Annotated in this window: 14 protein-coding genes; all 14 read left to right on the top strand. The window is 39.0% G+C overall.

Annotation, left to right across the window (positions count from 1 at the left end; genetic code table 11):
- Positions 1–139 precede the first annotated feature (139 nt).
- The 14 genes from ACJVDK_RS02640 (at position 140) to ACJVDK_RS02705 (ending at position 21,927) form a co-directional block, all read left to right on the top strand.
- Positions 140–3,319, top strand: a complete 3,180-nt coding sequence (locus ACJVDK_RS02640) for a SusC/RagA family TonB-linked outer membrane protein (RefSeq protein WP_443938736.1) — start codon at positions 140–142, stop codon at positions 3,317–3,319.
- Between the two features lie 11 nt (positions 3,320–3,330).
- Positions 3,331–5,217: a RagB/SusD family nutrient uptake outer membrane protein gene (locus ACJVDK_RS02645; protein ID WP_443938737.1), complete on the top strand. Its 1,887-nt coding sequence runs from the start codon at positions 3,331–3,333 to the stop codon at positions 5,215–5,217.
- A gap of 29 nt (positions 5,218–5,246) precedes the next feature.
- On the top strand, positions 5,247–8,129 hold the full coding sequence (locus tag ACJVDK_RS02650; protein ID WP_443938738.1) for a SusC/RagA family TonB-linked outer membrane protein: 2,883 nt from the start codon (positions 5,247–5,249) through the stop codon (positions 8,127–8,129).
- A gap of 32 nt (positions 8,130–8,161) precedes the next feature.
- The gene (locus ACJVDK_RS02655; RefSeq protein WP_443938739.1) at positions 8,162–9,919 is read left to right on the top strand and encodes a RagB/SusD family nutrient uptake outer membrane protein; all 1,758 of its coding nucleotides are present in this window, start codon (positions 8,162–8,164) and stop codon (positions 9,917–9,919) included.
- A gap of 35 nt (positions 9,920–9,954) precedes the next feature.
- Positions 9,955–10,923, top strand: a complete 969-nt coding sequence (locus ACJVDK_RS02660; RefSeq protein WP_443938740.1) for a DUF5627 domain-containing protein — start codon at positions 9,955–9,957, stop codon at positions 10,921–10,923.
- Positions 10,924–10,947: 24 nt separating this feature from the next.
- On the top strand, positions 10,948–13,089 hold the full coding sequence (locus tag ACJVDK_RS02665) for an endo-1,4-beta-xylanase (protein ID WP_443938741.1): 2,142 nt from the start codon (positions 10,948–10,950) through the stop codon (positions 13,087–13,089).
- A 273-nt stretch (positions 13,090–13,362) separates the two neighbouring features.
- A complete protein-coding gene (locus ACJVDK_RS02670) occupies positions 13,363–13,701 on the top strand; it encodes a hypothetical protein (RefSeq protein ID WP_443938742.1) in 339 nt (112 codons plus the stop codon).
- A 123-nt stretch (positions 13,702–13,824) separates the two neighbouring features.
- Entirely contained in the window at positions 13,825–14,829 is a 1,005-nt protein-coding gene (locus ACJVDK_RS02675; protein ID WP_443938743.1) for an ABC transporter transmembrane domain-containing protein, read from the top strand.
- Positions 14,822–16,183, top strand: coding sequence for an HlyD family secretion protein (locus ACJVDK_RS02680; RefSeq protein WP_443938744.1), 1,362 nt, complete (start codon positions 14,822–14,824; stop codon positions 16,181–16,183). Before ACJVDK_RS02675 ends, ACJVDK_RS02680 begins: the two co-directional genes overlap by 8 nt.
- Before the next feature lie 18 nt (positions 16,184–16,201).
- Positions 16,202–17,659: a TolC family protein gene (locus ACJVDK_RS02685; RefSeq protein ID WP_443938745.1), complete on the top strand. Its 1,458-nt coding sequence runs from the start codon at positions 16,202–16,204 to the stop codon at positions 17,657–17,659.
- A 243-nt stretch (positions 17,660–17,902) separates the two neighbouring features.
- Positions 17,903–18,478 (top strand): hypothetical protein, encoded by a 576-nt coding sequence (locus tag ACJVDK_RS02690; protein WP_443938746.1) that lies wholly within the window; start codon positions 17,903–17,905, stop codon positions 18,476–18,478.
- A gap of 852 nt (positions 18,479–19,330) precedes the next feature.
- The gene (locus ACJVDK_RS02695; RefSeq protein ID WP_443938747.1) at positions 19,331–19,966 is read left to right on the top strand and encodes a hypothetical protein; all 636 of its coding nucleotides are present in this window, start codon (positions 19,331–19,333) and stop codon (positions 19,964–19,966) included.
- A 168-nt stretch (positions 19,967–20,134) separates the two neighbouring features.
- Entirely contained in the window at positions 20,135–20,623 is a 489-nt protein-coding gene (locus ACJVDK_RS02700) for an REP-associated tyrosine transposase (protein ID WP_443938748.1), read from the top strand.
- A 131-nt stretch (positions 20,624–20,754) separates the two neighbouring features.
- On the top strand, positions 20,755–21,927 hold the full coding sequence (locus ACJVDK_RS02705; protein ID WP_443938749.1) for an RHS repeat-associated core domain-containing protein: 1,173 nt from the start codon (positions 20,755–20,757) through the stop codon (positions 21,925–21,927).
- The last annotated feature ends 1 nt before the right edge of the window (position 21,928 follow it).

A 21,928-nucleotide genomic window follows, 5' to 3' on the forward strand; every position in this document is an offset into this window, starting at 1 on the left:
TTTTTAACCAAACTATAAACCTAAACAATTATGAAAACCAACTTTCGCAGTTTCAATTATTACGTTCGGATCTAAGCTTAGGTGAGCATTTTTTAACCTTAAATGTATAATCTATTTTATCAAAAATGATCAGATCATAATGAAACTATACACCAGAATTTTTAATAAACATTCGCCTTCGTACTTGTGTTTACGCTGGTCGGTGTTCAAGCGTTATTTAGCCCTCATCCTGGTTCTCCTGTGTTCAAATGCAGTACGTGCACAACAATCACATGTAGTTAAAGGAACGGTATCCGACGAGAAAAAAAACACACTCATTGGCGTAAGCGTTCGCGTAAAAGGAACCCGAATTGCCGTGCAAACAAATGAAGACGGAAAATACAGTATTCAAGTGCCAAACGATAACCTAGTATTGGTTTTTACCTACACCGGAATGGTGCAACAAGAAATTAATGTGGGTAAAAGAACCGAGCTTAACATAACCCTAAAAGATGACAATGCGCAACTGAAAGATGTTGTGGTAGTGGGTTACGGAACACAAAAGAAAGAAAGTGTAGTAGCTGCGATATCACAAACCTCGGGCATGGTATTGGAAAGAGCGGGGGGCGTGTCAAGCGTTGGAGCAGCTTTAACTGGTAATTTGCCGGGGGTGATTACCACTTCCAGTACCGGTATGCCAGGTGAAGAGGATCCGCAAATTTTGCTCCGTGGACAAAGTACTTGGAATAACACCAATCCACTCATTTTAGTCGATGGAGTAGAACGGACCATGAACAACCTCGACATTGGTTCCATTGAAACAATTTCAGTTTTAAAAGATGCATCGGCAACAGCAGTATTCGGTGTGCGCGGGGCCAATGGCGTTATCTTAATTACCACAAAAAGAGGTAAAGAAGGAGCCGCACAAATTAGAGCAACAGTTAATAATGTGGTGAAATCGCCCTCACAATTGCCAGGAAAACTAGATTCATACGATGGTTTACGCGTAAAAAATCAGGTAATTGAATACGAATTAGCGTTAAGACCAGAAAGCTGGGCCGATTATCTGCCACAATCGGTTATTGATAAATATCGATATCCAGCAAATTTAGCGGAGTCTGAAAGATATCCAAATGTGGATTGGGATGATGTCCTATTTAAAGATTACGCCACTTCGCATAATTTTAATTTAAATATCTCGGGCGGTACCGAGCGCGTAAAGTATTTTGCCAGTGCCGATTATTTATACGAGGCCGATCTTTTTAGAACTTTTGAAAATAACAGAGGCTACCAAGCAGGATATGGATTTAACCGTCTAAACGTGCGGAGTAACCTCGATTTTAAATTATCGAACACCACGGTGCTAAAAGCGAATATTTATGGGTCAAGAGGGGTAAAGCAAATGCCTTGGGGATCTACAAATAGCGATTATAACTATTGGATTTCAGCATATTCTACTGCACCTGATGTGTATATGCCACGTTACTCGGACGGAACCTGGGGATATTATGCGCCAAATGTTCAGAGAGGACTAAACTCTGCACGAATTCTAGCTACCAGTGGTGTAGAATATACCACAACAAATAGAATAACAACCGATTTTATTCTGGAGCAAGATTTAGGGAAACTCGTTAAAGGCTTGAATTTTAGAGGAACTATTTCGCTCGATAATACTTTCGTGGAAGGAGATCGTGGTATTAACGATTTGTACAATGATGTACAACAAAAATGGATTGATCCAAATACCGGATTAACAACCTATTCAATTGCCTACGATGCAACCAACCGTTTCGATTTTCAAAACAGCACCAATTGGTCTACCAGCGCCGGAGCTGTACAAGATTGGTCAACCTACCGTCGGTTATTCTATCAAGCGCAATTCAATTACGCAACAACTATTGCAACCAAACACAACATTACAGCCATGGCTTTAATGAACCGTAATCAGTATGCAAATGGAAGTGAAATTCCTTTTAATCGTGAAGATTGGGTGTTTAGAACCACGTATAACTATGCCAACAAATATGTAGCAGAGTACAATGGTTCCTACAATGGATCGGCAAAATTTGGACCTGAAAATCGATTTGCATTTTTTTCGTCAGGCGGTTTAGGATGGATTCTTTCGAACGAGAGCTTCATGAAGAAGCTAACCTTCATCGATAACTTAAAAATAAGAGGTTCGTATGGCCAAATTGGAGATGATAGCGGAGGTGCAAGATGGCTTTATTTAACGCAATGGGGATACGGAGGCAATACCAGTATGGGAACAACTGGTGTGAGTCCGGAAGTAAGCCCCTATACCTGGTACGTTGAAAGAAGTTTAGGAAACCCTGATATTCAATGGGAAAGTGTAAAGAAAGCAAACGTGGGTGTAGACTTTAGTTTTTTCAAAGGATTGATTTCTGGTAAAATCGATTTCTTTAAAGATGTAAGGTCTGATATTTTGTTAACTGGCGATCGCAGAGCCATCCCGTCGTATTACGGTGTAGATGCGCCAACAGCGAACATCGGTAAAGTAGAGAATAAAGGGTACGAGTTAGAAATGAACATCAATAAACAACTAAGTCCAAATTGGCGCCTTTGGGGAAATATCAATTTCACAAGTGCTAAAAACAAAGTGTTAGATGCCGATGATGCCGCTTTATTGCCTGAGTATCAAAAACGACAGGATAAAGCTATCGGTCAGGCTTATTCTTATGTAAGCGCAGGATATTACAATACCTGGGATCAATTATACGCCAGTACAATAACCGATAACGGTGATAACCAAAAACTACCAGGCAATTATTATTTACTGGATTATAACGCCGATGGGGTAATAGATTCGAAAGATAACATTCCGTACGGCTTTTCTGGAAATCCACAACATACGTTTAATGCAACCATTGGTTTCGATTGGAAAGGTTTCAGTGCCTTTATACAAGTGTACGGCGTTAACAATGTAACCCGTCAGGTAGTGTTTAACAGTTTAGCCAGCCAAAATCATTTAGTTTATGATGAAGGTAGCTATTGGTCTAAAGACAACACCAATGCCGATGTTCCATTGCCAAGATGGTTGTCGACCCCAAGTAGTTACAATGCAGGGAGCAGATACATGTACGACGGTTCGTATATCCGTTTGAAAAATGCGGAGGTAGCCTATACTTTCAGAAAAGAAAACAGTTTCATCGGGAAAATTGGCCTTTCAAGTATGCGCATTTATGTAAATGGAAATAACCTCGCTGTTTGGACCAAGATGCCGGATGACCGGGAGTCGAATTTTGCTGGAACCGGATGGGCATCGCAAGGAGCTTATCCAACCGTGAAGCGTTTTAATTTGGGAACAAACATCATCTTTTAAAAAAGAAATTTATGAAACAGTATATAAAAACCATCATCGCATGCTTTCTTGTTTGGACATGTATTGGACTTTCATCCTGCGAAAAATATCTTGAAAAGGATGAACAAACGAATATTTCAGAAAAAGAGGCATTTAAAAATTTCACCAATTTTCAAGGTTTTACCGAAGAACTATACAACTGTATCGTAAACTTTAGTAATAATTATTGGACCAATTCATTCAATTGGGGCGAGGATGAAATAAGCTCTACCGCCGGAAATTATCACTTCATTCATAAAATTGATGATGGGAATTTTTGGGGATGGCAATCGGAGTTCGACGGTTGGGGTTCAGGATGGATGAATCAGTCGGATTTTACCACCGCACCCGGACGGTTCAACAAAGATTTATGGAATGCTGCTTGGTACGGAATCCGCAAAGCGAATATTGGTTTGGCAAACATGAGTTTGATGACCGATGCAAGCGAGGAAGAAAAAAACCTGATAAAAGGACAACTTTTGTTTTTCAGAGCATGGTTTCACCACCGTTTAATGGAATATTTTGGCGGGCTACCCTACATCGATTATGTATTGCCAAGTGCTGGAGCAATCAATTTACCCCGTTTGAAATACAATGAATGTGCCGATAAAGCTGCGGCTGATTTTAGAGCTGCTGCTGATTTACTTCCTCTTAAGTGGGATGATACCGCTCCAGGTAAAAGAACCCTGGGTAAAAATCAGCTGAGAATAAATAAAATAATGGCCTTAGGCTACTTAGGTAAAAACTATTTATGGGCGGGAAGTCCGTTAATGAATTATAGCTCAGGCGGAAGCAAAACCTATAATGTAGAATATTGTAAAAAAGCAGCTGCGGCGTTCGCAGAATTGCTTAATTACGTGGAAAGCGGGGCCACCGAATATGCATTGGCGAGCATGGCTAACTATTACAAAATATTCTACACAACAGGCGAAGGATGGGCTTTACCAGGAAGTACCGAAGCAATTTTTAGAGGACCGTATGCAAATGGTAACGATTCAAACTACGGAACAAGTAAGCAATATACACCCGTTGTAATTTCAGAAGGCGATTTAAAATTCATGCCTACCGCAAATTATGTAGATAACTACGGAATGAAAAATGGATTACCTATTCCGGATGCGACGAAAGCAGATGCAACATCGGGTTATGATCCGCAATTTCCTTGGAAAAACCGCGACCCTCGTTTCTATAACGACATTGTGTACGATGGATTAAAGTTTGTTCAAGGAGCCATTCCAAATGTGGATGAACAACCCAATCGCTATGCAAATCTGTATACAGGAGGAAGTTATAGAAATTTAAGTACAGGAAGTCGGACAGGTTACGTATTGCGCAAATTTATTCCAATAACTGCCAATAAATACGATAACGGTTACAGTTATGGCAATAGCTTAAACATTTATGTACCCTATATGCGTTTGGCAGATGTCTATTTAATGTATGCAGAATCTGCGCTTATGGGCTATAACAGTCCGCAAGGAAAAGATCCATCTTATGGAAGAACAGCCGCTGATGCCGTGAATAGAATTAGAGAACGTGCTGGAGTAGACCCAGTAAATTCAAAATTTTTAGGCTCAGCCGATGCATTTTTAGGCGAACTAAGACGCGATCGTGCGGTAGAACTTTCTTTTGAAGGGCATCGCTTTAACGACTTAAGAAGATGGTTGTTGTTAACGGAATCGCCGTATACATTAAAGAAATCGGTAGAATTTGATCGTTCAGGAACGTTAAATACCACCGATGCGACCCAAAATAAAGTAGTCAATTTACGTGAAGTTGTCATCCTGGAAAGAAAATTTTCTGAAAAACATTATTGGTTACCGCTCAAAAATGTGGATGTAAACATGTATGTAGAATTTCCTCAAAATCCCGGATGGTAATGGAACGTAAAAATCTAAACGAGACGAAAATGAAGCAACTAAAAATAGGAATAGCGCTATGCCTCACTGTCGCAACGGGTATGTCCGGTATGTTTTCAGCAAAGGCCGCTATCAACAATAATACATATAAGTCTTTTATGCAAGTTCAGGTTCCCGAAGACTCGCTAAAGAAAAAGAAACCTACCGATTCATTGGTTCAGGTAGCCTTTAGAAAGGTAAACCAACAAGATTTATTAGGAGGGGTATCGGTACTTAATTATGCTAATTTAATGGAGAAGAACTATGCTACCTATAGTTTAGAGAATTTAGATGCTTTAACTGCAGGTTTTCATGGTAACATTTGGGGTAACAGTGGTTATTTATTGTTAGTAGATGGAGTACCCCGCGATGCCAACAATGTCATGCCTACTGAAATAGAGCAGATTACCGTACTAAAAGGAATTTCGGTAGTAGCACTTTATGGTAGCAGAGCCGCAAAAGGAGTGGTGTATATTACCACAAAAAGGGGAGGTGTTTATCCGCAAAAAGTGAATGTTCGTGCCGATTTTGGCGTAAATGTCCCCAAAGCATATCCCTCGTATCTGGGCTCAGCTGAATACATGTCTTTATACAACGAAGCCAGAAGAAACGATGGTTTAACCAATTTGTACAGCGATGCGGATATTTATAATTATTCTACAGGTAACAACGTGTATCGGTATCCGAACATCGATTTCTACTCGTCAGAATACCTGCGTAAATCGTACAATCGGTTCGATGTTACCACCGAAATTTCGGGAGGAAATGAGAAAGCCCAATATTATACCAATTTGGGATATTGGTCTAACGGATCCTTGTTAAATTTTGGTGAAGGCGTAGGCAATGGTGCTGACCGATTTAATCTGCGTGGAAACATCGACATGAAACTGACTAAAATTATCAAAGTAAATGTAGATGCAAGTGCCAGTTTTTATACCTCAAAAGGTGTGAATGCCGATTATTGGGGTAGCGCTGCAACCGTTTTGCCAAATCGGTATGCGCCACTAATCCCCATTAACATGATTGAACCGGGTGATGAAGCATCCATGGTATACGTGAACAACAGTAATCACATCATCGATGGAAATTATCTGTTGGGCGGAACGCAGCTGAATCAAACCACTGTTTTCGGAAATATTTATGCCGGAGGAACCAATAAAAATATCAGTCGTCAATTTCAATTCAATACCGGAGTAGATTTCGATTTGAAAGGAATAACACAAGGTTTATCGTTCAATACCATGTTAGCGATTGATTATTTAACATCTTATACGCAGTCGTTTAATAATAATTATGCAACCTATCAGGCTTCTTGGAACAATTACGCCGGATACGACCAAATAAGCAGCTTGACTAAGTATGGAAACGATGCAACTTCCGGAGCAGAAAATATCAGCAACAGTTACTATCGTCAGAACATGGCTTTTTCTGGTCAATTTAATTACGATAGAACCTTTAAACAAAAACATCAGTTTACGGGTACATTGTTAGGATATGGTTTCCAAATTGGTGAATCAGAAATTTATCACAAAACCAACAGCACCAATTTAGGATTACAAGCTGGCTATAATTACGATCGTAAGTACTATGTCGATTTTAGCAGTGCCTATGTGTATTCAACTAAATTACCCGAAGGAAACAGAGGTGCCTTTTCGCCAACAGTGAGCTTGGCTTGGCGCTTAAACAAGGAAGATTTTTTAAAGAATGCCAGCGATATCAATAATTTGAAATTAACGGCATCCGCAGGGATTCTCAATACCGATTTGGATATAAACAATTATTTCTTGTATCAAGGCTATTATACCTATAACGATGCAGCCTGGTACAGTTGGAAAGATGGTCAGTTAGTACACTCATTTGATAGAAGAAGAGGTAATAATTTTGATATGACCTACCCCCAAAGAAAGGAGATCAACTTCGGATTAGAGGGTTCGTTTTTTAATAATTTAATCAACTTTAGTGGAAATGTTTTCTTTAGCGAAATAAAAGGAAACGTGGTTCAGCCAGCCTCTCTATATCCAATTTATTTTTCTACTGGTTGGCCGGTATACTCTGATTTACCTTTCGTAAACTACGATAGCGATTACAGAAATGGTTTCGATCTGAGTTTGAATTTTAATAAAAAATCAGGACAGCTTTTATGGACAGTAGGCTTAAATGCTACCTACTACCAAACCGAGGCCGGAACGCGTGCTTCTGACAATGCATACGAGTACGAATATCAAAGGAGATCGGGTAAACCCATTGATGCTATTTTTGGCTTGCAAAGCGCTGGATTTTTTATGAGTCAGGCAGATATCAATGCTTCGCCAAGTCAATCAACTTTAGCATCGGGAGGGGTAAAACCAGGTGATATTAAATACATCGATCAAAATAATGACGGCATAGTGGATACCCGCGACGAAGTGTATTTAGGTCGTGGAGGATGGTTTGGAGCACCTTTAACGCTTGGATTAAACTTGATCCTAAAATGGAAAGACTTTACATTCTTTGCACTAGGAACCGGACGTTATGGTGCTAAAGGCATGAAAAACAGCTCGTATTTTTGGGTTGACGGACAAGATAAATATTCTGCAATGGTTAGGGATAGATGGACGGAAGGCACCAAGGAAACTGCCACTTTCCCTCGTTTAACCACCGGAACGGCCGATAACAATTATCGTAATTCCGATTTCTGGTTATACGATGCCAATCGATTCGATTTGGCAAAAGTTCAAATTTCGTATCAGCTTCCTTCTAAACTGTTTGGTAAAAGTTTTATTAAAGAATTGGGAACATATGTAACCGGATTTAATCTGCTAACGGTAGCAAAAGAGAGAGATTTAATGGAAATGAACATCGGTTCGGCACCTCAAACCAGGTTTTATAATTTGGGAGTTAAAGCCCTGTTTTAAGGGATGGTTCAATAAATATTAAAAAGTAAAACATGAAAAAAATAGTATTTACCTGTTTAGTTGCAACACTATTACTGAGTAGCTGTAAAGAAATGTTCGAACCAGAGCTAGAAAATAACCTGGAACTAGAAGATGCCTATTCAAACGCAACGTATGCACAAGGTTTATTGCTCAATGGATATACCCGAATTCCAACAAATTCCTATTCATTTAACGATGTGGCAACCGACGATGCTGTAACCAACGATCGAAACAGTGGTTTATTGAAAATGGCCACCGGACAATGGACGGCCATGAATAACCCGGTAGATCAGTGGCGTAACAGCCGTTCGGCTATTCAATACATTAATCAATTTTTTGAAGTAAGTGATCGCGTAAACTGGGCCATTAGTCCAACCATTAGCATGATGTTTAATGACCGTATGAAAGGCGAAGCCTACGGTTTGAGAGCCTTGTTTATGTATTATTTACTGCAATGTCACGGGGGTAAAAGTACCAACGGCGAATTATTAGGAGTACCTATTTTACTTGCTCCGGAAACCGTTAACTCTGATTTTAATCAGCCACGTGCGACATTCGATGCCTGTATGGCACAACTGTATGCTGATTTGGATAAAGCAGAAGAATTGCTTCCACTAGATTATTCAGATTCATCGCCTGTGCCGCCCAAATATACCGGCGTAAATGCCGATGATTATCATCGTGTATTTGGTGCAAGCTTTATTGGTAGAATGACCGGAAGAATTGCGAAAGGCATTCGTGTGCGTGCGACTTTGTTGGCTGCAAGTCCGGCATTTAATACCAGTAACACCGCTGCTAAATGGGATCTTGCAGCGAAAAAAGCTGCGGAAGTAATCAATTTAAAAGGGGGACTTTCGAATATGAGCAACAAAGATTTAGAATGGTACAACAATACCGTGGGCGGAATTGATGGCTTGGCGGCAGGTGCAAATCCGGTAGAAATACTTTGGAGAGGCAACGTAGCGACCAACAATGATTTAGAACGCGCGCATTTTGCACCTTCTTTAAATGGCACTGGCCGATTAAATCCTTCGCAAAATTTGGTAAATGCATTTCCAATGGTAAACGGATATCCAATTACCGATGCGGCAAACAGTACTTTTAATGCAGCTGCACCATACGATAACCGCGACCCAAGATTAAAATTGTATATTTTAGTAAATGGAGCGACGGCCGGGGTAAACAATACTGCCATCAATACATCCGCAAACAGCACTACAAATGATGGTTTAAACAAAATAGAAACTTCTACACGTACGGGGTATTACCTGAAAAAGCTGTTAAGACAAGATGTAAATCTAAGTGCAACATCTACCACTACGCAGAAACATATAATTCCGCATATACGCTATACCGAGATGTATTTGGCCTATGCAGAAGCTGCCAACGAAGCATGGGGGCCAATGGCTACCGGAGGTTTTACTTTTTCTGCCTACGACGTAATAAAAGCTATCCGCAGACGAGCAGGTGTAGGGGTTTCCAATGGCGATCCGTATTTAGAATCGATTAAAAATGATCAGGCAGCGATGCGCACCTTAATACGCAACGAACGCCGTTTAGAACTTTGTTTTGAAGGATTTAGATTTTGGGATTTACGCAGATGGAACATCGATTTAAATCAAACTGCCAGAGGAGTTAGTATCGCATCCAATACCTATACGCCAATTGATGTAGAAAATCGCTTGTATCAAAGCTTTATGATGTACGGACCAATTCCATATAGCGAAACATTAAAGTATAACAATTTACTTCAAAATCAAGGTTGGTAAGCATTAATTAACCATTATTCAGATAAATATAGATTATGAAAAAAATAATATTCATGATGCTTTTAGCTTCGGCATTTTTGAGCTCATGTAAGAACAGCGATTGGGAGTTTGATGATTATGCGTATCAAAAGGTATACTTTGCGTATCAAGGTCCAGTGAGAACCATCACCATGGGTGAGGATATTTTTGATACTTCTCTAGACAATGCCAAGAAGTGTGAAATTATGGCAACGTTGGGTGGCGTTTACGAAAATAAGAACGATATCACCATCGGTTTCCAAGTAAATAATGCCATGGCTACCAATATGGCTTTTAGCTCTGGTGGAGACTTGGTGGCGATGCCAGCAAATTATTACACATTGTCATCTGATAAGATTACAATCCCGAAAGGAAGTATTGTTGGTGGGGTACAAGTTCAACTAACGGATGCGTTTTTTGCGGATCCTTTATCCCTAAAAAACACGTATGTGATTCCCTTAAAAATGACCAATGTTTCTTCAGGATATTCAACCCTAGAGAACAAAGATTATATTTTTTATGCGATTAAATACATCAATACCTGGCAAGGAAATTATCTGCGTCGAGGAAAAGATGTCATCGTCGGAAAAAATGGAAACACCGCTTTAACCAAAACCATTACCAGACATAAAGCAACGGTAGAACAAGATGAAGTCTCTGTTATCAAAACAGCTTCGCTTACGGTAGCAGAATATCCGGTGGTGTTTAAAGATCAAAACAATGTAAACATCAATTGTAAATTATTACTCACGTTTGATGCCAATGGAAATTGTACTGTAAAAAATGCAGATAATACGTTTACCGCTACCGGCACCGGAAAGTTTGTAAAAAGAGGCGATAAAAACAGCTGGGGCGCACAAGATCGTGACGCATTGTATTTAAATTACGAAACAGATTTAAGTATTATGCACGTGAGTACCACCGATACATTGGTGATGCGCGACAGAGGGGTTAAAATGGAAACGTTTACACCGGTAACTAAATAATGGATGAACCTAAACTAAACTGTGATGAGAAAAGTACATAAAATAGTATTATGCCTAAGCATGGCTGCACTCATAGCATCCTGTACCAAACATGAAACCTTAGAATATGAAGTTGATAAGCCCATAAGTTTTGCAAATCAGGAAGCGATAGATGCCTATATGCCACTTAAGAGCTACTTGAGAAAGGAAGCGCATCCTAATTTTAAATTTGGGGTGGCTTTGGGTTTGTCTGAATACGTTAGTAAAGGCGTAAAATACCGCTTGGCAAACACCAATTTCGATGAAATTGTGTTGGGTTACGAAATGAAACACGGCGCCGTAGTACAAGCAGATGGAAAGCTGAAATTAGACAACGTTAAAACCTTGCTTGAAACCGCTAAAAGTGCAGGGATGGAAGTTTATGGCCATACCTTGTGTTGGCATTCCAATCAAAATGCGGTGTATTTAAATAAATTAATTGCACCCATAATTATTCCGGGTACCGCACAACCGAGTTGGGATATTGTGACCAGCAATAATTTTGAAACGGAAAGCGCTACGAATTACGAAGCAAATACGAATGCCGTATTGTCGTTTACAGCTGCGGGTCAAGGGGCAGGTGGAACAGGCCGGGCATTAAAAATAACCAACAGCGCCGTTCGTACCAATGAATGGGATGCGCAATTTTTTATAAAATTTAGTCCAGCAGTGCAAATTGGCGAACAATATGAATTGTCAATGGATGTAAAGGCAGATGCAAGCGCAACTATTCCAACGCAAGCCCATACAGTACCCTATACGTATAAATTTTACGATTTTTTTGGCAGCGTAACGGCAACACCTACTTGGACAAAATTTACCAAAACCATTACCGTTACCGAATCGATGGCAAATTGTGGAGCCATTGCCTTTAACCTTGGTAAGTTTGCCACAAGCGTGTATTTAGATAACATGACGCTTAAAAAATACAATGCAAAAGGAAGTGGAAACGGTGGGTATGCCTATTTCTTTACCAATCCAAGTGTAACCAATTATTGGACCGCTCAAGTAGCGCACGATATTGCTGCACTTCAAAACGGAAAAGAATACACCTTAAAGTTTGTAGCGAAGGCTTCAGCAGAAGGTATCATTCGCGCCGAAGCACAATCAACATCTGATTATTCAGCCAACTCATTCGGAACATTTAGTTTGGGCTTAGGATGGAAAGAATACGAACTAAAAACCACCATGACAAAAGCTGATAGGAATAGATTGGTAATTAGTTTTGGCGATTTTAAAGGAACCGTGTACATGGATAACGTAAAACTTATGGTAACCGGAAGCAGCGATAATGTTATCCCAACATCCGATTTCGAAAGCGGAGCAGGAGCCTGGACGGGGTGGGGTAACAGCTCAACAAGAGGCTTAACGGCGTTAGGAGAAGGCTACGGCGGTGCACAAGATCAAATCATTCAAAAAACAGCCGCTGAAAAAAACACGCTTATAACCAATGCTTTAACGACTTTTATTAAAGGAATGCTTGAAACCTGTAAAGGCTATGTGAAAGCATGGGATGTGGTGAATGAGCCTATGGACGATGCTAAGCCTTACGAATTAAAAACAGCCGCCGGTAGAACAACCATTGCTGCCGATGAGTTTTTCTGGCAAGATTACATGGGGAAAGATTATGCTGTTACGGCATTTAATCTGGCTCGCCAAAATGGAAATGCCGATGATAAATTGTTTATTAATGATTACAATTTGGAGTACAGCATTGACAAATGCAAAGGCTTAATTGAATATGTGAAGTACGTCGAAGGAAAAGGAGCAAAAGTGGATGGTATTGGCACGCAAATGCATATTTCTATAACCGCTGATAAAGATAAAATTGCCCAAATGTTTACACTCTTGGCAGCAACAGGTAAACTTATTAAAGTTTCGGAGTTGGATATTGGTTTAGGTGGTGTGAAAACGGCAGCAGCAACGGAGGAACAATACAAACAGCAAAAAGAGATGTACAAGTATGTTTTTGATAAGTATTTTGAGCTGGTACCTGCCAAACAACGCTACGGAATAACCATCTGGAGCCCAACCGATAGCCCTGCAAATTCGAGCTGGAGAGCAGGAGAACCAATTGGATTATGGACGGAAAGCTTTACCCGAAAACCCGCTTATGTAGGAGTAGCGGAAGGATTAAAAGACAAATAGCTCCAATAGAAACACTGGAGGAACGGCTTTTCCCCAAAGCGTTAAACCGTGTTTTTATTTTGGTTTGTTAGTAAGCAAAAGGCCCCGTGATGGGGCTTTTTGCATTTTATGAACCAACTATTATACAGGAAAAAATAGCTGAAGCTAAAGATGAAATTTTTCTAATCCTATTCTAATGTTAGTATAGGATTTATGTCAATCTTTTATAAAAATATTCAAAATAGCGTTTTCGGTAGACTAATTTTTGCTGTTTATTATATTTTTGCTAAACACATGATGAATCACCTGAGGAAGAAGATATGGAAAATGCTGTTTGGATTATTTGTGCTAACCCTGTTGGCTACAAAATTCCTAACTTCGTCAGTGAGCATGTTTTTGTCTTCAGAGGATGCCTTTGCTATCGAAAAAAGCGCAGAAGAAAGTAAAGCCAAAGAAGAAGAGTCGTTTGATAAATTAAAGAAAAAATTTTTCCTTTACGAGTGTTCCATGCTTGTAAGTTTGAATGCCTCGTTGGTTGATGCAACACAGGCGTTGGAGTACATGTATCGCGCGAATTTGCGCAGTTTTCCGGCCAAGAATGTGCCCACACCACCCCCCGATTTACACGCATAACCTACCCAAACCATACGTAACAGATCGATTCTGATGAATGGATATGCTGTGCACGCAAGTTGTTTATATCCCAACACGTTATTCTTTTTGGTCAGAATAATGTTGTACAAATAAAATTATTACATGAAAAATCACTCTATGGCCGGGCGGCGTTCGCCTTGGCAAAGATTGGTGTTTATGCTTCATCTCGAACGCAAAACCATCAATTATATTTACGTTTACGCTGTGTTAATCGGCTTAATCGGCTTATCACTTCCTCTCGGAACCACCGCAGTATTTAATTTGCTTTCCAATGGTGCCATGTATAGCTCCACATATATCCTTATTGCCGTAGTTTTGGCTGGTATCGTAATTGGTGGCGTATTGCTCATTGGTCAGCTTACATTGGTTGAGTTTTTAGAGCAGAAAATTTTTGCAAAAACTGCTTTGGAATTCGCTTATCGCTTACCGCGAATTAAAAAGCAGGCCTTAGAAGGAGAAAATCCTACCGAGTTGATTAACCGCTTTTTCGATGTACTAACCATACAAAAAGGCTTGGCAAAATTGTTGGTCGAAATTATAGCCGCTGCCGTGCTAATCTTTTTCAGTGTCATATTGCTTTCTTTCTACCATCCTGTGTTCATGGTTTTTGGTACATTTTTAATCGTGGCAATTGCACTAATTCTGGTGTTATATTACCGCAGAGCGATAGAAACCAGTATCGAAGAATCGGGTTACAAATACGATGTAGTGGCTTATTTAGAGGAAGTAGCATCCGATTTAGATACGTACCGCACAAGCGCAAGCAAAAGAAAAGAAATTATCGAACGTACCGATAAAATTACGGCCAATTACATTCAGGCACGTAACGACCATTTCAGCGTATTGAAGAAATTTTTCATGAGTGCCGTAGCCATGCGTACCATTCTTATGGGAGCCTTGTTATTGTTGGGTTCTTATTTTGTAATCGAACGCGAAATGACATTTGGTCAATTTGTGGCAGCAGAAGTAATTATCGTACAAATCAGCTATGCGATTGAAAAATTGATGACCAATTTAAATACGGTATTTGACATGATAACAGGAGGTGAGAAGTTGGCTGTCGTAACCGATTTGGCATTAGAGGAAGGAGAAACAAATCATGGGTAAGATCAATCATAATCAGCCTCAAGTTCCTAACTGGGAATCGCTTTCGGTACATGCAAATAGTAAAATCATCGATGCTAAAGGCTCAAAAAGATTGGGCAGAATTTTGCTGTTTATCATGGCTTTCTTTGTATTGTTGCTGTTTCTTCCGTACCGACAAACCATTCCCGGACGTGGAACCGTTACAGCACTTCGTCCAGAAGACCGACCACAAACCATACAAAATCAAATTGGAGGCCGTATTGAGCATTGGGCCGTAAGTGAAGGGCAAGAAGTAAAAAAGGGAGATACCATTTTGCTTATTTCAGAGACCAGTCAATCGTATTTTGACCCTGAACTTCCCCTGCGTTTAAATGAACAATTAGCAGCAAAGCGAGGAAGTGAAGTAGCTGCTGGACAGAAAATAGATGCTACTAAAGCGCAAATATCGGCCTTAACTAGTGGTTTACATTATCAAATGCAAGCGGCTGAAAATAAGGTTCATCAGGCGGAGAACTATGTGAGTATTGACAGTGCCGAGTTATTAGCCGTTCAGAAATTTTACGAAACCACCAAAGTACGTTTAGAACGATACGAAACAGGTTATAAAAACGGATTGTTTTCGCTGACAGATATCGAAACGCGTCGCCTAAAATTGCAAGAGGATAATGCCAAAGTAATTAGTCAGCGAAATAAACTAAATAATTCTGTGCAGAATTTATTCAACGCAAAGATTGAATTGGATAACATTCGGGCAAAATATCAAGAGTCAATGTCGAAAGCACAATCGGATATGAGTTCTGCCATTTCCGGAAAGGCTAGTGCACAAGGCGACATTGCCAAATTGCGCAATGATATTTCAAACCTGAGCATTCGTCGTGGTTTGTATGTAGTGCGGGCACCACAAAGTGGTTTTATTGTTAAAACGTTAAAAGCAGGTATTGGCGAGAACATTAAAGAAGGTGAATCAGTTGCTACGTTACAACCAAAATCGCCTATGGTAGCCGCCGAACTGTATGTAAGTGCCATGGATGTTCCCTTAATTGTGGATAGAAGTGATGTGCGTCTTCAGTTTGAAGGTTGGCCATCTGTTCAGTTTTCGGGTTGGCCATCGGTGGCCGTGGGTACTTTTGCCGGGAAAGTTTATTCGATCGACAGAACCAGTAGTACAGGCGGAAAATATCGTTTATTGATTAATCAAACAAGTCCTGCTCCAACGGATGATGAACCTTGGCCTATCCAATTAAGACAAGGTTCAGGTGTGTACGGAAGAATTATCTTGCGCTCGGTTCCGCTGTGGTACGAAATATGGCGTCAGTTGAATGGCTTTCCACCAAGTTTGGAAAAAGAACCAGCCGCAAGTACCAAAGAAAAGTAATCGATGAGGAGGTATACAATGAAAATTAGGTTTAAAAAGATACTTTTTCTGTTCCTATTAACGCTGTCGGTTCAATGGAGTTTTGCAGGTGTTAGCAATATGTCGTTTCAAATAGATACGGGAAAGGTATTTACATTGGAAGACCTGCAAATGATGGTGTTTAGATATCATCCCATTATTAAACAGGCGGCCTTGTTAAACGAATCGGCCAGGGCTAAGGTATTGCAATCTTTAGGTTATTTCGATCCTACGATTAAGTCTGGATTCGACCGAAAATTGTTTGGCGATACAGAGTATTACAATAAATGGAACAACGAGCTTAAAATACCACTTTGGTTGGCGGGTGCCGATTTAAAGATAGGTTACGATCGGAATGTAGGTAAGTATGTCAATCCTGAGAATACTACCGGTCAACAAGGCTTATCGGCCATTGGCTTAAGCATCCCTCTGGGACAAGGATTAATAATCGATGCACGTAGAAGCACGTTAAGACAATCGAAAATGATGGTTGAATATGCGGAAGCCGATCAGTTAAAGCAGATTAACAGTATCTGGTATGGCATTGTAAAAGATTATTGGAATTGGTACTATACGTATCATCAGCATAAACTGGTGAAGGAAGGCTTGGACTTGGCCGAACTAAGATTTAAAGCCTTAAGTGCGCAAACAGTTCTGGGTGATAAACCGGTTATTGATTCGGTAGAGGCTTATATTACCGTTCAGGAAAGGATGATTCAGAACGAAAAAACGGCTATTGAATTGCAAAATGCCAGGTTGGTTCTTTCGAATCACTTATGGAACGAGGAAGGAAATCCCTTGGAGCTTCCGAAGGATGCAACACCACAAAGTATTAATCAAAAAATGGCACGTCCCAATCCGTTACTGTTAGATACCCTGTTGGGTTTAGCGGCCAACCAACATCCCGAACTTTTAAAATTGAAAAGTAAGAATGAGCAACTAGCGGTAGAAAAAAGTTACCGACAAGAGTTGCTAAAGCCGAAGTTAAATGTCATCGGAAACCTGATATCGAGTCGTACAGGTTTTGATAGCAATGTGCCTGGATATTATGATTTTAACTGGAGTAATTATAAGGTAGGGGTAGAATTTGCATTTCCACTTTTCTTGCGTGCAGAGCGTGGGAAACTGCGTGAAGTTAAAATTAAGCAACAAGAGTTGAACTACGATATCATGCAGTTTGGTAGAGAGGTTAAAAATAATGTTGTGGCAAGCTATAACGATCTTTCGGCCTATTCAGCTCAACTTGTTTTGCAAATTAAAAGTATCGAAAACCAGCAAGTTTTAGTGAATGGTGAAAATCAAAAATTTTCATTGGGTGAAAGTACACTGTTTTTAATAAACAGCCGCGAATCGAAATTAATTGATATGAAAATTAAACAGGCAAGCATGGCTGCAGGCTATCAAAAAACATTGGCCGAACTTTATTACAAAGCAGGCACACGCGAAATATTGAATTAACTTGAATCAGCTATTTTAGGAAGTGCTAAGATTCTGAAAAGTATCAATCAAATTTTTAAAATAAGAAATCAAGAGCAAGATGGCGTAATTCCATCTTGCTTTTTTTGTAAATCCATTTGAGGCGGGTTTGTGACAGAAGATTATCATTGGAAGTATAGTAGTGCTATGGATTTTTCTGGAGAAAAGGGTTTGTTGGAGATAGATTTGATTTAGGTACGAGTTAAAAACTCGCACCAGCGAGGGATGATGCCAGAAGGGCCGGGTGATCCTCCAGAATGGATGATAAAAGCAAGAGATGCAATATTTAGTCTACTGGGATATAAGCCTGAACAAAATACAAATCAAGAACAGTCTACTCCTGTTAATAGAAGTGCTAGAGATGAGAAAATTGTAGAGTTGGGTTCAAAAGTTGAAGATGTAAAAAACGTTGGAAAGGCAATGGTACCGGCTTCTAAAATTCTTGCTGAGAAAACTGGTGATGCTTTGGAAGCTACTGGTAATGTTGTAACTGCAACAGGGTATTTTGCTGCTCCGTTTACCGAAGGGGCTTCATTGGCTTTAGTTCCTGTAGGTAATGGGATTGGTTTAACTGGTACAGCAATAAAGTTTGGGTTAAATGTTGTTGATGGTAATTATAAAGATGCTGTATTTACAGCTGGTAAAGAAGCATTATTCGGTAAATTTGATAATGTAATTGAAGGAGCTAAAGGAGCAGGTAAAATAGTGAAAACTGATGCTGCTATTTTAGGTTTTTTTAATGAAGCATGGAAAGATGTAGCTGGTTTTGCATATGATACATCTAAAGAAAAGAAGAAATAATAATTATGAATCAGGATTTTCTAATTAATTTTTTTGCAGGGATAAGCTTTTTTATTCTTGGTATTTATCTTTTTAGAGATGTTATTACTAAAAAAAAAGAAGGACATGTGTTTTTTTTAGGTAGTGACCTAACTCTTTATTTTGCTTCGATAGCATTAATTATTTTAGGTTGTATATTGATTTATAAAGCATTATTTTGATTCTTACCCCCGATAATGCTAGGTGTGCCGTGAATGAATAATATGTTTATTTATTATTCAATGTTGGACAAAAGATGGTGGTAGGTTCACCACAATCGTTTTACAAGGGAAGGTTGTAAACCACCGTAAGGTGCTAAAGGAGTAATTCTGTGGTATTGAACAGAAAGAGGAAAAGGCTGGCAAGACTAGTCAGGTATGAATAATAGGGATGAATGCAAATGAACCACTGAAGAAGTGATGAGATAGCGAAACCTCAGCTAGTCCGAGCGTAATTTAATAGATAATTAGAGCTGGTGCGAGTTTTTAACTCGTACCAGATTATATAAAGCCTAGCAAGGGTATATTTTACTTTAAGAAGGGATATATATTATCTTAATCCATTTGAGGTAGGTTTTGTGATAGAAGATTATCATTGAAAATAGAGTAGCGTACAATTTTTTTGGAGAAAAAGAGTTGTTGGAGATGGATTTGATATAGGTACGAGTTAAAAACTCGCACCAGCGGGGGCTGATGGTAAAACTAATTTAAAAGGACTAAATGGAAGTGTTAATATGAGTTTTGGGAGTCAAATAAACAAACAAATTAAAAACCTTCCAGATAATACAAGAGTAAACAGAGTTTTAATTAATCCGTTTATAAAGAGATAACTAAAATGTTTAAAAATTTTCAAAATAAATTTAAAATTAGTTCTGACATAGAGAATCAGGTAATCAAAATGACTAATGTCCCCTTCAAGTATACCGAGTTGCTACTTGCTTGCGGAGGCAAAACCTATGAAAATGGAATTTATACGATACATACATTTGAAAATTCTATGAAATGGACAGAACTTTTGAAAGGGTATTTTCCAAAACTTGAATTCGATTTTATTTCTTTTGGTCATGACTGGTTGGGTCGACAATTTTGTGTTCCTATTGGAATTGGTGAATATATTTTGGTATTAGACCCCGCGACTCAAGAAGATGGTCATATGGATATGAACTTAATTGAATTTAATGATACTTTTATAGTTGATAATAAAAATGAGTTTTTTATCACGGAATATTTTCAAGAGATACTCAATCATTTGACCATCGAAGAAATCTCATTTAACAAATGTTTGGGCTTAAAAACTTCGTTATTTTTAGGGGGAGAAGAAAATATATATAATTATAGTTTGTATGATTTAGAGTTGTATTGGGATGTTGAAAATCAGTTATTTAGACAGGTTTCAAAGCTGCCATCAACTACTTCAGTCAACAAAGTTTTAATAAACCCTTTTATTGATAGTAATAATCAAAATAGATAAAGTTCTTGTATACCCCTAGCTAGTCCCAGTAAAAAACAGATAATTTTGACTGGTGCGAGTTTTTAACTCGTACCAAAATAGATAGCCTAATGTCTAAAAGTACAAAGCTTAGCAGTGTTAGGCTTTTTTACTATTTTAGTTTTTTATTGAACTCAATAAAGAAGCTAAATGAGCCGTAAATACAAATTCTATAATAAAGAAGGTTTATATTTTGTAAGTTTTGCAACTGTTTACTGGATTGATGTTTTTGTTAGAGAGCAATATGTTAATATTTTGATCGAAAGTTTAGATTTTTGCAGAAAAAATAAAGGCATGGAAATTTATTGTTGGTGTATAATGCCAAGCCATGTGCATTTAATATTTATAGCAAAAAACAATAACCCTGGCGATATATTACGAGATTTTAAAGTACATGCTTCTAAAAAAATGCAAAAAGAGATTGCCGAAAACATGCAAGAAAGCCGTAGAGAGTGGATGCTTTGGATGTTTAAACGAGCTGGAGAAAAAAATAGTAATGTAAGAAATGGCCAGTTTTGGCAGCAACATAATAAGCCGATAGAGCTATGGTCTAACGCAGTAATAGATCAGAAAATGGATTATATTCATAACAATCCAGTTGAGGCGGGTTTTGTGACAGAAGATTATCATTGGAAGTAAAGTAGTGCTATAGATTTTTCAGGAGAAAAGGGTTTGTTGGAGATAGATTTGATTTAGGTACGGGTTAAAAACTCGCACCAGCGAGGCGTGCCAACAACTGGCGCGAGCAAACACTGTATGGCAGTAGTCGTTTGGGAATTTGGAAACCAAACATTAACTTAGCTTCGCAGAACGGAGGTTCTGTATGGAACCAGACCGGGAAGATAGCCTATGAGTTGAGCAACCATTTGGGCAATACAATGGCAACCATTAGCGATAACCGTGTACAAGTAAGTGGAGGCTATAAATCCGATGTATTAACCGCGGGTGATTACTATGCTTTTGGTATGGCGATGAGCGAGCGTAGTTTTATTAACTCGACAGCTAGTGCTTACCGTTATGGCTTTAACGGCAAGGAAAACGATAACGAGGTAAAAGGACCAGGTAAGCAGCAGGATTACGGGATGCGGATCTATGACCCGAGGATCGGGAAGTTTCTGAGTGTGGATCCGATAACTGCAAATTATCCCATGCTGACTCCATATCAGTTCGCAAGCAATAGCCCTATTCAAGCTATTGATTTAGATGGATTAGAAGGTTCATGGGCTGGCGCCCTACAAGGAGTTCCGGCCAGTGAACGCGATAACTTTAATAAAGGATTAAGAGAAGGTCATAAAAAAGGTCTGATTGCAGTTACTACTGCGTCAGCGGTTGCAGCAGATTTATATTTTACTGGAGGTAAAGTATCTCAGTTTTTTCTTGGAGCACAATTTTTTAGTGGATTTAATGATAATAAAGCTAAGACTGTAGAAGGGCGTATTCAGCAAGAAAAGGATTCACGAAATGCAATAAGTCAAGCTGTTTTTGCCTATGGAACTGGTGTTGCTTTAGGTAAGATTTTTTGGGGTGTTGGCGAATTAGCAAATTTGACAGGAAGAAGAATTAATTTAGCTAAATCTTTTTATTTAGCAGAAGGTTATCCTGAAGGCAGAGCTGCTAATCATATGAGTGGGATAGATTTTTCGAAGCCTGTTCAAACAACTACATATAAAAAAGGTACAGTATTAGAACAATGGCTTCAGGTTGACAAAACAACAGGAGCTACTATACCTGGTGATTATTATACACTACCAGGTGCAGATCCTACTAAACTCGGTATTTCTCTAGAAGGAAGGGTTAAGGTTAATATTGTACTGGGTGAAGACACGAAGTTTTTAAAAAGCACAACAAGTGATATCCTAGATACTTGGTCAAAACCTGGACAAGTAATCTCAACAAAGGGAGGGGAAACTCAATTGTTTAAGACTGGAGTAAAAAAGAATTAGA

The sequence above is a fragment of the Pedobacter paludisoli genome (assembly GCF_052344095.1).
In the GTDB taxonomy this organism is placed as follows: domain Bacteria; phylum Bacteroidota; class Bacteroidia; order Sphingobacteriales; family Sphingobacteriaceae; genus Pedobacter.

Excerpts from the sequence above, each read along its gene's own strand:
- ACJVDK_RS02700 (WP_443938748.1), top strand. The coding sequence starts at position 20,135 with ATGAGCCGTAAATACAAATTCTATAATAAAGAAGGTTTATATTTTGTA.
- ACJVDK_RS02645 (WP_443938737.1), top strand. The coding sequence starts at position 3,331 with ATGAAACAGTATATAAAAACCATCATCGCATGCTTTCTTGTTTGGACA.
- ACJVDK_RS02670 (WP_443938742.1), top strand. The coding sequence starts at position 13,363 with ATGATGAATCACCTGAGGAAGAAGATATGGAAAATGCTGTTTGGATTA.
- ACJVDK_RS02640 (WP_443938736.1), top strand. The coding sequence starts at position 140 with ATGAAACTATACACCAGAATTTTTAATAAACATTCGCCTTCGTACTTG.
- ACJVDK_RS02675 (WP_443938743.1), top strand. The coding sequence starts at position 13,825 with ATGAAAAATCACTCTATGGCCGGGCGGCGTTCGCCTTGGCAAAGATTG.
- ACJVDK_RS02655 (WP_443938739.1), top strand. The coding sequence starts at position 8,162 with ATGAAAAAAATAGTATTTACCTGTTTAGTTGCAACACTATTACTGAGT.
- ACJVDK_RS02695 (WP_443938747.1), top strand. The coding sequence starts at position 19,331 with ATGTTTAAAAATTTTCAAAATAAATTTAAAATTAGTTCTGACATAGAG.
- ACJVDK_RS02680 (WP_443938744.1), top strand. The coding sequence starts at position 14,822 with ATGGGTAAGATCAATCATAATCAGCCTCAAGTTCCTAACTGGGAATCG.
- ACJVDK_RS02650 (WP_443938738.1), top strand. The coding sequence starts at position 5,247 with ATGAAGCAACTAAAAATAGGAATAGCGCTATGCCTCACTGTCGCAACG.
- ACJVDK_RS02685 (WP_443938745.1), top strand. The coding sequence starts at position 16,202 with ATGAAAATTAGGTTTAAAAAGATACTTTTTCTGTTCCTATTAACGCTG.
- ACJVDK_RS02690 (WP_443938746.1), top strand. The coding sequence starts at position 17,903 with ATGATGCCAGAAGGGCCGGGTGATCCTCCAGAATGGATGATAAAAGCA.
- ACJVDK_RS02660 (WP_443938740.1), top strand. The coding sequence starts at position 9,955 with ATGAAAAAAATAATATTCATGATGCTTTTAGCTTCGGCATTTTTGAGC.
- ACJVDK_RS02665 (WP_443938741.1), top strand. The coding sequence starts at position 10,948 with ATGAGAAAAGTACATAAAATAGTATTATGCCTAAGCATGGCTGCACTC.